This is a genomic window from Sphingomonas sp. Leaf25, assembly GCF_001421635.1.
GTDB lineage: Bacteria > Pseudomonadota > Alphaproteobacteria > Sphingomonadales > Sphingomonadaceae > Sphingomonas.
Genome location: NZ_LMKU01000012.1, coordinates 656,072 through 671,524, shown reverse-complemented (window position 1 = coordinate 671,524; position 15,453 = coordinate 656,072). Strand labels below are relative to the sequence as shown.

General features: G+C 65.6%; 9 protein-coding genes and 1 pseudogene. 5 read left to right on the top strand and 5 right to left on the bottom strand.

Going from position 1 to position 15,453, the window contains the following annotated elements; all coding sequences use genetic code 11:
• Positions 1–65: 65 nt before the first annotated feature.
• A complete protein-coding gene (locus ASE78_RS07645; protein WP_156351322.1) occupies positions 66–1,223 on the bottom strand; it encodes a hypothetical protein in 1,158 nt (385 codons plus the stop codon).
• Positions 1,205–3,901, bottom strand: a complete 2,697-nt coding sequence (locus tag ASE78_RS07640; protein ID WP_162236472.1) for a TonB-dependent receptor — start codon at positions 3,899–3,901, stop codon at positions 1,205–1,207. Before ASE78_RS07640 ends, ASE78_RS07645 begins: the two co-directional genes overlap by 19 nt.
• Positions 3,902–4,056: 155 nt before the next feature.
• Between ASE78_RS07640 and ASE78_RS07635 the strand changes: the two genes are divergently transcribed.
• Positions 4,057–5,190: an ROK family transcriptional regulator gene (locus ASE78_RS07635; protein ID WP_056495182.1), complete on the top strand. Its 1,134-nt coding sequence runs from the start codon at positions 4,057–4,059 to the stop codon at positions 5,188–5,190.
• On the opposite strand, the pseudogene ASE78_RS18255 reads toward ASE78_RS07635, so the two are convergent.
• Positions 5,129–5,484: pseudogene (locus ASE78_RS18255) on the bottom strand (IS3 family transposase); the annotation flags it as partial. The gene ASE78_RS07635 and the pseudogene ASE78_RS18255 overlap by 62 nt on opposite strands.
• 123 nt (positions 5,485–5,607) lie before the next feature.
• Between ASE78_RS18255 and ASE78_RS07630 the strand changes: the two are divergent.
• From ASE78_RS07630 to ASE78_RS07615, 4 genes are all read left to right on the top strand, one after another.
• Positions 5,608–6,876 carry an MFS transporter gene (locus ASE78_RS07630; RefSeq protein ID WP_056495180.1) on the top strand — a complete coding sequence of 423 codons (1,269 nt, stop codon included), beginning with the start codon at positions 5,608–5,610 and terminating at the stop codon, positions 6,874–6,876.
• A gap of 38 nt (positions 6,877–6,914) precedes the next feature.
• Complete coding sequence (locus ASE78_RS07625; protein WP_056495177.1) at positions 6,915–7,964, top strand: LacI family DNA-binding transcriptional regulator; 1,050 nt, start codon at positions 6,915–6,917, stop codon at positions 7,962–7,964.
• 193 nt (positions 7,965–8,157) lie between these two features.
• Positions 8,158–10,647 (top strand): TonB-dependent siderophore receptor, encoded by a 2,490-nt coding sequence (locus ASE78_RS07620; RefSeq protein WP_056495174.1) that lies wholly within the window; start codon positions 8,158–8,160, stop codon positions 10,645–10,647.
• 18 nt (positions 10,648–10,665) lie between these two features.
• Positions 10,666–12,666, top strand: coding sequence for a glycoside hydrolase family 97 protein (locus ASE78_RS07615; protein WP_056495170.1), 2,001 nt, complete (start codon positions 10,666–10,668; stop codon positions 12,664–12,666).
• Positions 12,667–12,920: 254 nt separating this feature from the next.
• Here ASE78_RS07615 and ASE78_RS07610 read toward each other — a convergent pair whose 3' ends face one another.
• Both ASE78_RS07610 and ASE78_RS07605 read right to left on the bottom strand, forming a co-directional pair.
• A complete protein-coding gene (locus tag ASE78_RS07610; RefSeq protein ID WP_056495167.1) occupies positions 12,921–13,763 on the bottom strand; it encodes an SUMF1/EgtB/PvdO family nonheme iron enzyme in 843 nt (280 codons plus the stop codon).
• A complete protein-coding gene (locus ASE78_RS07605; RefSeq protein ID WP_056495165.1) occupies positions 13,760–15,418 on the bottom strand; it encodes an arylsulfatase in 1,659 nt (552 codons plus the stop codon). The genes ASE78_RS07610 and ASE78_RS07605 overlap by 4 nt, the downstream gene beginning before the upstream one ends.
• Positions 15,419–15,453 lie beyond the last annotated feature (35 nt).

The following is a 15,453-nucleotide window of genomic DNA, read 5'->3' as shown; positions in this document are numbered from 1 at the left end:
GAGGAACTCGATATGGCCGCATGACCCAAACCTAAATGCCTCCAGGAAACCCGGGACGCTTCACGTCAACCGGACCACGCTGGATTGATCGGTTCGTCCTGATAGACGGAAGGCCCCGGTGGCGTGACCGCAGCGGGTGAGGTCAACTCCCCTGTGTCGGTGTCGTACCGGAAGGTTTCGGTTACATCGCCGGTTGCAACGGTGATGACGCCACGCGATCGATCGTCCTCAACCCCGACACGTGTGACAGGGTGTCCGGGACACCGGATCGTCGCACCCGACTGAAAGCCGGTGCTGCCATCGGGCTGGATCAGACATGGTTTCTCTCCTGCCCGACCAAGCTCCAGCCAACCTTCGGTCGTGATCCGATGGGTATAAATTCCACGGTCATTGGGACCGACCGTCGTGAAAGGCTCGCCACGCCCGAAACGGCGCTCCCTGCCGGGAATATCCTTCACTCCCACCTGATTGTGGGTCAGCAGACCGTCGGCACCGATATAATAATGCCCGATCTGCGTCCCCGTATTGCCTGGCCAGCGCAGGTGCATGTGCATGTGCGGCGGGGCGTCGGTGTGGCCGTGGGGGGCATTGGTATCGAACCCCATGATCTGGATACGCCCCAGATGCTCACGTTCGACCTGTTCGCCCAACCCCAGTTCGCGAATAACTTCGCGTTGTGCGAACTCCAGGACATTGGCGGCCCGGCGTTGCACTTCGGGGAACGGCCCCGTTGCATAGAAACCGGCACGTCGCACCGGATCGGCATGTTCGAAGCGCAGGACCATGCCCGGTTCGACGATATGCGTCGCCACTTCGGCCGCGGTGACGGCGTCTGCAGCGACCGGCGGCACCTGCACGACGAGGCGTCCCGCATCGTACCGGAACGGCAGGTCGCCGCCCTCCAGAATGACCCGACGAACAGCCTTCGCCGACCCCTGGAAGGCGAGTTCCAGCGACCGCCGACGCGGCACGCTCAGCGCGATCACCGTCTCGCGCGCATTCTCCGCATTGAAAAACGGCGCAGTGACAGCCGTGCAGGACGGGCACGATGCCGGATCGAACCGCGCGACTGGCATGTCCGCCGCGCTAAGCTTCACGAATTTCAAAACGATCCGCACGGTATCGGCCGGCCGTGCGCCATCGGCCAGCGCCGGTGGGGCGGACAGGCACATGCCCGCCAGCGCGAGGATGCGGGAAAACCCCCTCACCAGTTCGGCTTCCACGACAGACCCAGCCAGAACGTCCGGCCCACGGGGAAGAAGTAGTTCAGATAGTCGCGACCCGTACCCTGGCGGACAACGAACGGTTCCTTGGTCAGATTCTGTACCTGCCCGACCAGTTCCACGCTTTCGCGCACGGCCAGGCGCGCCTGCACGTCGACCTGCTGGCGCGGTTCCTGGTAGAGATCGCGCGTCGGCGTGTCGCCGTCGGCCGATTGCAGCGCGCGGCCGATGCGGTTGTACGAGGCGCGGAGTTCGACCGGCCCGGTCGCATAGAACAGCGTCATATTGGCAATGTAGTCCGGCTGCTGGATCAGCCCGCTCGTCTTGCGGGTCACAGGCAGCCCCGATGCAATCCCCGCGGCGCTGACCGGCTGCCGGTACGATCCGTCGAGGAGCGTAAAGTTCGCATTGAAGCCCAAGCCCGGCAGCGCGGCGATACGATCCATCGTATAGCCGACCTCAAGTCCCTTCACCGTCGCCCCGGCGGCATTGCGCGGCGTGCTGACGAAGACGCTTTGATACGTCACGCCCTGGAAGGTGGTGACCGGACCCTGCTGGCTGCTCGTGAAAATCTCGTTCCTGATGTCCTTCACGAAACCGGCGACCGACAGCATCCCAGCGCCCATGTACCATTCGTAGGACAGGTCGTAATTCCACGCCTCGCGCGGTTTCAGATCGGGATTGCCGGTGTTGATCGTCAGCGTCCCGTCCGTGCCGATTCCGAACGAGGTGCGGGCGGCATATTGGCTATAGTCGGGTCGGCCGATCGTCTTCGATACGCCCGCCCGCACCCGCATTCCGTCGCCGAGTTGGTACGTCGCCAGCGCGGAGGGAAGCCAATAGGCATAGTCGGTCGTCCGACGGACCGGCTCGTACGCGGTCGAACCCCGTGTCGTGGGCGCCTGGTTCGTGTCGATGACCAGCGTCGTCGCATCGTAGCGGACACCCGCCTGCACATCGAAGCGATCGGCGCGGAACAGCCCCTGCGCATAGACCGCCTTCGTCGTCTCCAGATCGCGAAAATCGTCGGCCGCGTTGTTGGCGACCTGGTTGGTGGTAGTGAACGCGCTGCGACTGGTTTCGAAACGCTGCCATGCCGCCTGCCGATCGATCAGGAGATAACGAACGGCCGGCGTCAGATAGGCGGTCGGGTTCTTGTCGTAGAGGATGCCGCGCAGCGTTCCGGCGGTTACCTGCCCCGCGACAGTGGCGGGAACATATTCGGTGTAGCGCTGGTCGTAGGACAGGTCGGTCCGCGTGACCGCCGCACCCACGTTCGCCCCGAAACCCCGATTGTCGGCGGTCGCGTTGATGCCGAGGTTGACCTTGCCAAAATCGACGGTGGAATCGAGATCCCGGTTGATGCTGCGATAATAGAGCGCACGGTAGCTGTCGGGATTGTTGGCAGCCGCAGTATCGTTGATCGTAAGCCGCGGACGGCCGTCCGTGATGGTATAGCCATAACCGAACGCCGGCAGGAACCCGGCCGAGGACGTACCGGCGCGCGGATTGGTGTCGTACTTTATCATCTCGCGCAGTTCGCGGTATTCCGCCTTCGAGCGCGCCAGCGTCGTGTCGAGCACGATGCCGTCGCCGAAATCATGGCGTCCCTTGACGTCGATCAGCCAGGTATCGCGCGTGACCGGTTGATAGGTCAGCCCCTGCTGAAGATCGCCCTGCGCGAACGCGCCGCTCGTTGCGGTGACCGCCGTCGGTGCGCCGGTCGGCAGCGTCAGGATCTCGTACCGCGTCTCGGTATCCTTGTCGTGGTAATAGCCGCCGAACAGGGAAAGCTCGGTCGCATCGTCGGGACGCCATTCCAGCTTCAGATTGCCGCTCACCCGGGTCCGCATGTTCTCGAAGAAATAATCCTGGTTGCGCACCGGCACGAGAAGTCCGGTCGACCGATTGGGGAACGGCGTCCGCGCACCCGCGGCGGTGAAATACGACCAGCCCGCACCATTGCTGTCGCCCGGCAGTTCGGCGCGCGCGCTGGACGGCAACCGCTGATATTCCACCGATGCGACGATTCCGAACGTACGATCGGCGCCGAAGCGCATCGCGCCGGTCGCATCCGCACGGACCGATGCTCCGCCCTTGCGGATGAGCTTGCCGGCGGTATCGTTGTAGCCGCCATTGGCGTTCATGACGAAGAAGCGGTCGCCGCGTCCGTCGAAGGCGCTCTTGGATACGATGTTGATCTGGCCGCCCAGCGCGTGCGGATCATATTGCGCGGTGACGCTCTTGATCGCCTCGATCCGCGACACGAGCGACGACGGCAGCATGTCGAGCCGTGCGCCGCGGAACACCCAGTCGGGCGAGGCCAGCGGGATCCCGTCGATCGTCACCAGATTGTATCTGGGATCGAGCCCGCGGATCGTGGCGCGCTGATAGATGTCGCGGTTTTTGGTCGGATCGGCACCGCCGACTACGGACACACCCGTGATCCGCCGGCTGGCCTCGACGATGTTGAGATCGGGCAGCCGCCCCACATCATCCTGCGAAACGGCATCAAGGATGACGGCGGAGTCGCGCTTCGCCCTGGTCGCCGAACGCTGTGAGGCGCGAAAGCCGGTGACGACGATCTCCTGACCCTCTTCGGAGCCTTCTGCCACAGTCTGCTCTGCAACCGCAGCAGACGCTTGCGACTGCGCCAGCGCGGCTGTGCTTGTCAGCATCGTGCCGGCCAGCAGGCCGTGAACCCAACGGATTTGGCAACGCATCTCGAATCAGTCCCCCATTATCTCCCGCCTTTATATATCGTGTTGTATGATATTAATTTGACAGTGGGTCGCTACTGGTGGATTTTCACCGCAGTCGGTAGCCATGGCGCATGATGAAGGGGCGTTTGATCAAAGCCGCAGGCGTTTCTGTGCGCGCACGCACGGTGCTCGCCGCGATCAGGCGGCACGGTAGCGTTTCGCGATCGGTGCTGATCCGTGAAACCGGCCTTTCCGGGACCGCGATCTTTCGTGCGACCGAGGAATTGGAGGTGGCCGGCCTGGTCCGCGCCGGGGCAACCGTTGCGGAAGGCCGGGGGCAACCCAGCAATATCATCCATATCGTACCGGATGCGGCCTTTGCGCTTGGATTGTCGGTGATGACCGATCGCGCCGACGTCGCCCTGCTCGACCTGGCCGGATGCGTACGGGCGCGCGCCGAGATCACGATGCCGGGCATGCCGCGTGGCGACCTGTTGGACGCGGCCGCGTCGTTCGGGACCGGGGCGTTGTCGTCCCTGGGTATCGAACCGGACAGGCTGAATGGCCTCGGCATTGCCGTCGCGGGCTTTTTTGTCGCGCCCGACATGGTGAACCCGGCCGAAGAGCTGGAAGACTGGGCGCTGGTCGATCTGCGCGCGGACGCATCGCGTCGGCTGACGATGCCTGTCGTCGTCGAGAACATCGCCAGCGCCGCGGCATTGGGTGAACGCCTGCTTGGCGTCGGCTCGCGCTATGCGAGTTCGTGCTACGTCAACGTCGCTTCGGGGTTCGGCGCGGGGATCATCGTCGATGGGGTGCTGATGCGGGGTCGACACGGCAATGCGGGGGAAATCGCGGGTCTCTTTCCGATGGCGGGACGGGCCACCCCCAATCTTGCGACGCTGCGCGCCTGCCTCGCCGATCACGGCGTATCGACCACCGGGATCGCCGACATGGTCGCGCGGTTCGATCCGGCATGGCCCGGTGTCGAAGCATGGCTGACCGAGCACCAGCCAAGCTTCTCCTATCTGTTCGGCGTGCTTCGCCGCACCCTGGACTGCGAGGCGCTGATCCTGGGGGGGCGTTTGCCGCGCGTGCTGGCGCGCCGGATCGTCGACGCAGCGGAATGGCCGGAAACGACGCTGACCGACCGGCGTGGGACACGCGCGCCGATGACGTTGCTCGATGTCGCTAGCCTGGAACCCGATCTCGCCGGACCGTTGGGCGCGGCGTCGCTGGTCTTCCATCGGACGCTGTTCGATTGACAGCAGAGGCGAAGGCCAGACCCATGGCCGACATCAGCCGTTCCACGGTGCATTTGGCGGTCGCCACGCCTTCGCGCCGCAACTGATGCCAGACCCTGCGCGTGCCATAGATACCAAAGCTGGCATCATGGACGCGCTTGATCTGCGCCTGTATTTCGTCGCTGGTCCCGCTCGTCGGCTCGCCTCCTCCGGGCACCAGCGGCGCAGTGTCTCGGTCGTGCAGCCGACCTTTCCGGCGATGGAGGTAATCGCCGCCCACCCGGACCGATAATCCCCTCGATGCTCATCAACCATCCGCACCGCGCGGTCGCGGAACTTATGCGAAAACCCGGGACGCTTCAAACCGCCATTGCGTGAGCACTCGCCGCTGCCGATGGTCCAGAATAAATGGATCCTATCGGGGAGGGGGCCAGGGGCATGCGTCCACGGACGATCAATATCAGCATCGGCTATCTGGGGTTGCAGATCGCGTTCGGCATCCAGAGCGCAAGTCTCAGCCGTATCTTTCAGGGGCTGGGGGCACCGGTCGAGCAACTGGCGCTGCTGTGGCTTGCCGGGCCAGTGACCGGGTTGCTGATCCAGCCAGTCGTCGGCGCGCTCAGCGACCGGTACGGCACGCGGTTCGGGCGGCGGCGGCCGTATATCTTCGGCTCTGCGCTGATCGTGATGGCCGCGCTGGTGACATTGCCGCTCGCCGCGTCGCTGGCAGTGGCGGTGGCGACGATCTGGCTGCTGGAAGCGGCGATGAACGCGCTGCACGCGCCGTATCGCGCGCTGGTCGCCGATACGCTGCCGGTGGCGGACCATGCGCGTGGCTATGCGATGCAGACGGTGTTCATCGGGCTGGGCGCGCTGGCGGGTGCCTGTGCGCCGATGCTGCTGGCACAGGCGGGGCTGTCGAACGCCGCGCTGCCGGGACAGACGCCGCCGTCGATCCGCTTCGCCTTCATCGCGGCGGCGGCGGCGGTGGCCCTGTCGGTCGGATGGACGCTGGCGACGGTGCGCGAACCCCGGCGTGCGGACGCCACGCCCCCGGTATCCGCGCCAAAGGCGAAGCGGTTTGCGGCGGTTGCGCGGCTGTGGCGCGTGTTGCGACCGGTGGCCGCGATCCAGTTCGCCTGCTGGTTCGGCCTCTATCTGCTATGGGTCTATGCCACGCCGGTTATCGCCGCCAACGTCTATGGTGCGACGTCACCGTTCGATGCGGCCTATGCCCGCGGCGCGGACTTCGTCGGGGTATTGTTCGGCACCTATAACGGGGTCGCGGGCATCTTCGCGTTCGTGTTGCCGGCCCTGTTCCGCCGGTTCGGGGTGCGGCGCGTCCATGCGGCGGCACTGGGGGCGGGGGCGGTCGGCCTCGCCGCGCTTGCATCCTGTACCGGCCCGATAGCGCTGATGGGCTGTGCGGGGCTGATCGGGGTTGCCTATGCCTCGATGCTCAGCGCGCCGTTCGTGCTGGCCGGGCGGGTCGTGACCAGCGCCACGGCGGGCATGTTCATCGGGGCGATGAACATCTTCATCGTCGTGCCGCAACTGGTCGCCGGGCTGACGATGGGATGGATCATCGCCCATCCGTTGCAGGGATCAGTGGTGCCCGTCCTCCCGCTCGGCGGACTGGCGATGCTGGCCGGCGCGTGGCTCAGCCTGCGCCTGCCGGCGGTGGACGAACCCACACGGACCGCGTAACGCAACTTAATGCAAAACGAACGAGGAACCATGACGCGATGACCCGGATGAAGCGAAGCGGACCCACGCTGCGCGACATCGCGGAGGCGGCCGACGTGTCGATCGCCACCGTGTCGCGGGTGCTGACCGGACACAGCGCGATCAGCGACGATACGCGCGAGCGCATCCTGCGCGCCACCGATCGTCTCGGCTATGTCCATGTTCCGCAGCGCCGCCGCCAGTCCGTGCCGATGCTGGCCGATCAGCTATGCCTCGTCGTGCCGGTGTCGCTGGCGCATGGCAGCCAGTTGGCCAACCCGTTCGAACTGGCGTTGATCGGTGGAATCGGCACGGCGGTGCGCGAGCGGCGGCGCGACATATCGATCGTGTGGCAGACGCCGCATGACGACGCGACGCTCGCCGCGTTCCTCGACGACAGCGGGTATGCGGGCACGATCTTCCTCGGCCAGTCGCAGTTTCACGATACGCTGAACCGGGTCGGCGCGGCCGGGGCGCCGCTGGTCGCATGGGGCGTGGAGGTTGCCGGACAGCAATATTGTTCGATCGGCAGCGACAACCGTGCCGGTGGTTTTCAGGCGACGCAGCATCTGTTGCGCAGCGGACGGCGGCGGATCGCCTTCGTGGGGGCGGCACCGCCGATCGCGGCGGCGCGCACGCCGTTCTCGCAGATCGCGATCCGGCAGGAGGGGTATCGTGCCGCGCTGGCAGCGCATGACGTTCCGTTCGATCCGCTGTTGGTCCAGACGCCCGCCGCCGGTCGCTTCGACGGGGGCGAGGCGGTCGATGACCTGCTGGAGCGTGGCATCGCGTTCGACGCGATCGTCGCCGCGTCCGATGTGGTGGCGCTCGGGGCGATCCGGGCGCTTCACTGGCGGGGCATGTCCGTCCCGGGCGACGTCGCGGTGATCGGCTATGACGATATCGACGCGGCGGCGCTGGCGATACCGGGACTGACGACGATCCGTCAGGACGTCATCAAGGCGGGCAGCCTGCTGGTGTCGAAATTGCTGCGGATCATCGACGGGCATCGCGTCCGGTCCGAACGTCTGCCGACCGATCTCGTGATTCGCGAATCCTGTGCCGGTTGACGCGAAGGTTCCATGCAAATTCTGTGGGTCGATACGTTTCATCCAATTGATATAGCTCGGATTATTTGCCGAAATCCTTGTCACTCCATGTAAATTGCAATCGTTTGCAGTTTATATTTGCATTGTTTTGCGCGAGCTTGCATCTGTTGCCCATCAAACGACCGCGCAGGCGCGGCGTCCATGGAGGGGATATATGATGCGTGCCTATCGCCTTGTGCTGCTCGGTTCGATCGCCGCGACGTTGCCGTTGGCTCCGGCAGGGGCGCAGACCGTGCCCGCCGAACCGGCCACCGCCGAACAGGAAGCGCCCGCCGCCGAGGGCAGCGACCTCGGCCTTGACGAGATCATCGTCACCGGCACCCGCACCGGCGTGCGCAAGTTCGAAACTTCTTATGCGATCACCACGGTGGATTCGCTGGCCATCGCGCAGAAGGCGCCGCTGGGCATCGCCGACCTGATCGCCTCGACGCCGGGCATCTATGTCGAAAGCTCGGGCGGCGAGGTCGGCAACAACGTCTATTCGCGCGGGCTGCCGGCGGACAACTACCGCTATCTCCCGCTGCTCGAGGACGGCCTGCCGGTGTGGGAAGAGGGGGCGGGCGCCTTCACCAACGCCGACGAATTCTTCCGTGTCGACGCGACGGTGGACTCGCTCCAGATCGTGCGCGGCGGATCGGCCTCGATCACCGCGTCGAATGCGCCGGGCGGTGTCGTCAACGTCCTGACCAAACGCCCCACCAGCACGCTGCAAGGGCTGGTCAAGGCCGAGGTTGGCGACTGGGATCATTACCGCGTCGATGCCAATGTGTCCGGCCCGCTGACCGATCGGCTGTCGTTTTCGGTCGGCGGCTTCTACCGCGAGGACAACGGCCTGCGGAACCCGGGCTTCACCGGCAACCAGGGCGGGCAGCTTCGTGTCGGGCTGAACTACGACTTCGCCGACAGCGGATCGCTGTTCGTCAGCTATCGCAAGCTCGACGACAAGAACATCTTCTACACCGCCATCCCGCTCGCCAGTGCCGACAAGGGGTTGCCGGGACTGGATGCGGGCACCGGCACGCTGGTCAACACCGATTTCGCGCGGATCACCGTGCCCGACGGCAACGGCGTGTTCGGCAAGCGCGTCGATCTGACGCAGGGTATCCATACCGATACCGACACCTTCACCGCTATCCTGAACAAGCCGCTGGGCGACGGGTGGGAGGTCAACAACCGCGCGCGCTATACCAAGGGCTTCGTCGACTTCAACGGCCTGTTCAGTTCGGGTATCGCGACGTCGCAGCAGTTCCTGAGCGACGGCTTCAGCCGCATTCTCGCCGCCCGTCCCGACACCGTGCGAGCAGTGTACCGCGACGCGCGGACCGGGCAGACGGTGGCAGCCTCGGCGCTCGGCAACCAGCTCGCGCTGACGCAAAGCATCTTCAACACGGTCGTCGATGTCGAGAATGTCGTCAACGACCTGAGCGTGACCAAGAAGCTCGACACCGGCATTGGCCGCCACACGCTGACCGGCGGCTATTACTTCAGCCATTTCGAACAGACGCAGAACTGGAACTGGAACTGGAACGACATTGTCGTGGAGGCGATCAACCGGCCACGCTATTTCGACATCGTCGGGCTGAACGCCGCGGGACAGCAGACGGTGGCGCTGACGCAGGGCGGGTTGCTCAACCTGCACAGCAATCTGCAACGCTTTGACGACGACGTCACGATCAACGCCTTCTACCTGACCGATGCGTGGCAGGTGACGCCGAAGCTGCGCGTCGATCTCGGCGCGCGCTATCACCATGTCGCCAAGGAAGGAACGATCGCGCAGACGGCGCGCCGCAATCTGGGCGACGCATCGACGCTGGCCGACGACAATGTGCTGGTGTTCACCGGCGGGACCACCCCCTATCGCTTCAAGACCGGACAATGGGCGTTCTCGGTCGGCGGCAATTATGAATTCAGCCCGCGCGTCGCCGCCTTCGCGCGCTACAGCCGCAGCTTCCGCGTGACCCCCGAATTCGTTCAGTGGTTCGGTGGCATTCCGGTCGAAAACCGCATCGATCTGGTCGAAGGCGGCTTCAAATATTCGACGCGGCCCTTCTCGGCGTTCGTCACGCTGTTCTACAACAAGTTCCCCAACGTCGCCTTCCAGACGATCGTCGCCGGTCCCAACGGGCAGGCGCAGACTGTCAACCAGAATGCGGCGGCGGAATCGAAGGGGGTCGAGGTGGAGCTGTCGCTGCGCCCGGTCGACTTCTTCGACATTTCGGCAAGCGGCAACTACCAGAAGATCAACTATACCAGCTTTGCCGGACAGGGCGCGACCGGCGCGTTCGACTTCAGCGGCAACCAGATCGTGCGACAGCCGCAGGTGCAGTTCTCGCTCCGCCCGACGCTGCGCCTGCCGGGCGACCGGGTGAGCGTGTTCGGCGAGGCGGCCTATACCGGCAAGCGCTATGTCGACGTCGCCAACACCATCGTGTTGCCGAGCTACACCGAGGTGCGCGCCGGTGCGAACTGGAAGATCAGCAACGCGCTGCAGGCGCAGGTGGTCGCCACCAACCTGTTCAACGAAGTCGGGCTGACCGAGGGCAATCCGCGCGCCGGATCGATCATCGGGGTACAGGAAACCGCGTTTCAGGGCCGCCCGATCTTCGGCCGCCGCGTCCGTGCCAGCCTGACCTACAGCTTCTGAAACGAAAGGGCGGCGACCATGGTCCGCACGATGATTTCGCTCGCCGCCCTGCTGGTCGCCACCCCGGCACTGGCGCAGGCATGGCAGACGGTGCGCTCCCCCGATGGGCGCATCGCCGTCGACCTGGCGGTCGATCGTGGTGAGGCGGTGTACCGGGCGCGTTATGACGGCAGGCCGATCCTAGATCGGTCGCGCATGGGGTTCCGGTTCCGGGATGCCGGACCGGGCGATGCCGGGCTGGTGCTGGTCGACAGCCGCCGCACCTCGCAGGACCGTGCATGGACCCAGCCATGGGGCGAACGGCGTGCGATGCGCGAGCGGTATCAGGGACTGGCGGCGACGGTGGCGGCTGCGGACGGGCGGCAACTCGGTGTCGAGATCCGCGTGTTCGACGATGGTTTCGGTTTTCGCTATACCTTGCCGGGCACCCGCGATCAGGCGCTGGTCGTCAGCGACGAGCGCACCGAGTTCCACTTCGCCCGGAATTACCGGGCATGGTCGATCCCCGCCTATCGCGAGAAGTTCAGCGAATATGAGTACAGCCGCTCGGCGCTGTCCGCGATCCAGACAGCGCAGACACCGCTGACGCTGGAGGGCGATGGCGTCGCGATGGCGGTGCATGAAGCCGCACTGGTCGACTTCCCCTCTATGAACCTGCGGATGCCCGAGGAGAACAGCCGCACGCTGAAGGCCGACCTGTCGCCATGGTCGAACGGCGATCTGGCGCGCACGCATGGCGGGGCGGTGACGCCGTGGCGGGTGGTGATGGTGGCCCCCGACGCGGCGCGACTGGCGGACTCGACGATCGTCCTGAACCTCAACGAGCCCAACCGGATCGGCGACGTGTCGTGGGCGCGGCCCGAAAAATGCATCGGCATCTTCTGGGCGATGCACACCGGACTGCTGACGTGGGAGCCGGGGCCCAAGCTCGGTGCCACGACCGGGCGGGCAAAGGCCTATATCGACTGGGCGGCGGCGCACGGCATCAAGGGCGTGCTGGTCGAGGGATGGAACGTCGGATGGGACGTGCCCGAATGGTGGAAGAACGGCCGGTCGAAATTCACGTTCGACCAGGCGCAGCCCGCCTTCGATATGGCGGCGGTATCGACCTATGCGAAGGCGAAGGGCGTCGACCTGATCGGCCATCACGAAACCGGCGGGCAGGTGCGCGACTATCTGCGCCAGCTCGAACCGGCGCTCGATTATTATGATCGCCATGGCGTGCGCTCGATCAAGCTGGGATATGTCGGGACCCGGCACGACGAAACCGAATGGCCCGACGGGCAATATGCGGTCGAAAATCTGCAAAAGGTGGTCGAGGCGGCGGCACGGCACCGCATCGCGGTGTTCCCGCACGAACCAGTCAAGGATACCGGCCTGCGCCGCACCTGGCCCAATCTGATGAGCCGCGAGGGCGCGCGCGGACAGGAATATAATGGCGGCAGTCCCGATGGCGGCAATGCGCCCGATCACACCACGATCCTGCCGTTCACCCGGCTGTTGTCGGGGCCGCTCGACTATACGCCGGGGGTCTTCGCCTTCGATTATCGCGCGACGCGGCCCGACAACCGCGTTCCCTCGACGCTGGCCAACCAGCTCGCGCTCTATGTCGTGCTCTACAGCCCGGTGCAGATGGCGGTCGACCTGCCCGAACATTACGACCGCAACTTGGCCGCGTTCCAGTTCATTCGCGACGTGCCGACCGACTGGGAAACGAGCCGCACGCTGCAAGGAAAGATCGGCGAATATGCCGTCGTCGCACGGCAGGACCGGGCCGGGCCCGATTGGTATCTGGGCGCGATCACCAACGACGATGCGCGTACGGTGGCCGTGCCGCTCGACTTCCTCGAAGCGGGTCGCCGATACGAGGCGACGATCTACGCCGATGGTCCGGGTGCCGACTGGCGCAGCGCGCCCGAGCGTGTGGCAGTCACGCGGCGGATCGTGACATCGACCGATCAACTGTCGATCCTGCTGGCGGCGGGTGGCGGGCAGGCAATCCGGTTCCGACGGTTATAGGAAAAGGCGGTCGGATCCTCTGGTTTGTCGACGAATTCCTCGTCCATGACCGGGGAGGGTGGGATCCAATCCCGGTTCAGCACCTACCCCATGGCATTTCACGCAACCTTTGGTCGCCCAGCACCTGCAACCTTGCTGCAGCCACAGACGGCCAGTAGCGGTCGATCAAGATTACCTTCCGGAGCATTGAAGTCGACGTGGGCTGCCTCCAATATCCAGTGACGCCTTGCGTGTCCGCAAGTGGGTCCAGGAGATCATCGCAGGCGATAAGCGACGCGGAACCCGATGTGTGAGGTCGGAAAATCCTGCTCCTGCGCTTGAAACGCGGCGGGGCGGAAGTTCGCGCAGTAGTTGGTCGCGCACAGGAAGCTGCCGCCCTTGACCAGCCCGACCGGACTGTCTCCCGCGACCCATTCCCATACATTGCCGACCATGTCGTACAGCCCGAAGCTATTGGCGGGAAAGCGTGCGACGGGGGCGATGCCGGCATAGCCATCGGCGGCGGTGTCGATCATTGGGAAGACGCCTTCCCATACATTCGCCTGAGCCTTGCCATGGTCGAACGCCCACGCCATCGCGTCGCGCGCGGTCGTCTGGCGACCGCGGGCGGCGCGCTCCCATTGCTCGACGCTCGGCAGAAACCCCCCGGCCCATGCGGCATAGGCGGCGGCATCGGCACGGTCGACATGGACGACGGCTGCCTGCCAGTTGTCGTGGAGGGAACTACCCGGTCCCTGCGGATGGCGCCAGTCCGCGCCCTTCACGAACCGCCACCATCGCGTGGCATCGTCGAGCGGCACCGGTTCGGTCGGCACGACGAAGATCGCCGATGCACCATCGCGTTCGGCGCGGGTGCGGTAGCCGGTGGCGGCGACGAAGGCGGCGAACTGGCGGTTGGTCACCTCATGCGCGTCGATGCGGAAGGCGGTGACGGGAATCTCCTTGCCGGGCCGGCCTGCGCCGTCCTCGCCGAACAGCACCGTGCCGGCGGGGATCGTGACGCAACGGTCGGCGGCGTCGCAGCGGAGGGCAGGGCGGTGCGCGCCGGTCGAGACAAGCCCGGCTACAGCGAGGAGCAGCGCGGTCGTCCGCTTCATGGCCTAGCACCGCCGGCGGTCGGCGCTGCTGCGACGGGAACCGGCACGACACCCTTGTCGCTGGCATAGGCGTCATAGGCAGTGACCAGTTCGGCGAGCCGCGCGGGTTCAGCCGCGGCGAGGTCGCGGGTTTCGCCCGGATCGCGGGCGATGTCGAACAATTGCCAGCGGCCGGTGCTGACGCCCTTGCGGGTATAGCGGTTGGTCCCAGCGGGGAGGTAGACCGCCTTCCAGTCGCCCTTGCGCAGGGCGCGACGGTAGAAAAGTTCGTAGCCCACGGCTTCGTCTGCGGTGCGGATCGCAGGCGCGGTAGCGGCGAGGACGGGGCGCAGGCTATGCCCCTGATGCGCGACGATCGGGCGACCGGCATAGGTCTTGGGCTGGGTCAGCCCGGCATAATCGAGCAGGGTCGGCGCAATGTCGCGCACATCGAGATTGGCGGTGGCGATGCGTCCGCCGCCGGCCACGCCCTTGCCGGCCGCAAAAGCGCTGACGCGGATGCCGCCCTCGGTCGGATAGCCTTTCACCAGCCACGACGGGGTTGAATTGGCCTGCGCCCAGCCCGGACCATAGCCGACATAGCTGGTCGCTTTCCCGATATTCGCCAGACTGTTGTCGATGCCGAGCGACGGGTCGGCGGGCGCCGGCGCATCGGGATCGACCGGCGGGGCCTTCGGATCGGCGATCCTGAAGCGGGGGGAGGGATGTTCGATCACATTGCCCTCCGGCCCGTTGTCGGAAAGGAACAGGATGATCGTGTCGTCATAGCGACCCTGCGCTTTCAGCGCGGCGATGACCCGCCCGACATTCTCGTCGAGCCGGTCGACCATCGCCGCATAGACCTCCATCTTGCGCGCCTCGATCGCGCGTTCTTCCGCCGATAGCGATGTCCATGGGCGGACCTGTGCGGTGGCGTGGGCGACGGCGTCGGCGGGGACGAGACCCAGTTGTTTCTGCCGCGCAAGCCGGGCGTCGCGCAGTGCTTCGTAGCCCGCGTCATAGCGTCCCTTGTACTTGGCGATCGTATCGGCAGGCGCCTGGAGTGGCCAGTGCGGGGCGCTGAAGGGGAGATAGGCGAAGAACGGACGGTCGTCGCCCGCGCGCTTGGCCTGATCGAGATAGCCGATCAGCCGGTCGGCAAAGTAATCGGTCGAATAGCGACCGGCGGGGAGGGCGGCGGGCTTGCCGTCGTCACGGTAGCTGGGATCGAGCCCGGCCTTCCGCCACGCGGTATTCTGATCCGCGCCGAAGTGGTTCGACAGGCCCTGTAGCAGCGCGAAACTGTGTTCGAAGCCGCGCGCGGCCGGTTCGCGGTCGGGTGTGAGGCCGAGATGCCATTTCCCCGTCATCAGCGTGGCATAGCCACCGGCGCGCAGCAGTTCGGCAATCGAGGCAACGCGGTCGTTGAGATACCCCTCGTAGCCCGGATGGCCGCGGGTGGCGTCGCTCAGCAATTCCGCCATGGTGCCGAGGCCCGCCTGGTGATTGTCGACGCCGCTCATCAGCATCGAGCGCGTCGGGGAGCAGGTGGGGGCGGTGTGGAAGCCGGTGAAGCGCACGCCCGAGAGCGCCAGCGCATCGAGGTTCGGCGTCGCGATCTCGCCGCCGAACGCACCAATATCGGACCAGCCAAGATCGTCGGCGACAATGACCAAAAAATTGGGGGCGTTCTTGGGAGCAACCGCCTGCG

What these genes read in the sequence shown, in the direction of transcription:
- ASE78_RS07640 (WP_162236472.1), bottom strand. Translation starts at nt 3,901, where the DNA reads ATGCTGACAAGCACAGCCGCGCTGGCGCAGTCGCAAGCGTCTGCTGCG.
- ASE78_RS07635 (WP_056495182.1), top strand. Translation starts at nt 4,057, where the DNA reads ATGATGAAGGGGCGTTTGATCAAAGCCGCAGGCGTTTCTGTGCGCGCA.
- ASE78_RS07630 (WP_056495180.1), top strand. Translation starts at nt 5,608, where the DNA reads ATGCGTCCACGGACGATCAATATCAGCATCGGCTATCTGGGGTTGCAG.
- ASE78_RS07625 (WP_056495177.1), top strand. Translation starts at nt 6,915, where the DNA reads ATGACCCGGATGAAGCGAAGCGGACCCACGCTGCGCGACATCGCGGAG.
- ASE78_RS07620 (WP_056495174.1), top strand. Translation starts at nt 8,158, where the DNA reads ATGATGCGTGCCTATCGCCTTGTGCTGCTCGGTTCGATCGCCGCGACG.
- ASE78_RS07615 (WP_056495170.1), top strand. Translation starts at nt 10,666, where the DNA reads ATGGTCCGCACGATGATTTCGCTCGCCGCCCTGCTGGTCGCCACCCCG.
- ASE78_RS07610 (WP_056495167.1), bottom strand. Translation starts at nt 13,763, where the DNA reads ATGAAGCGGACGACCGCGCTGCTCCTCGCTGTAGCCGGGCTTGTCTCG.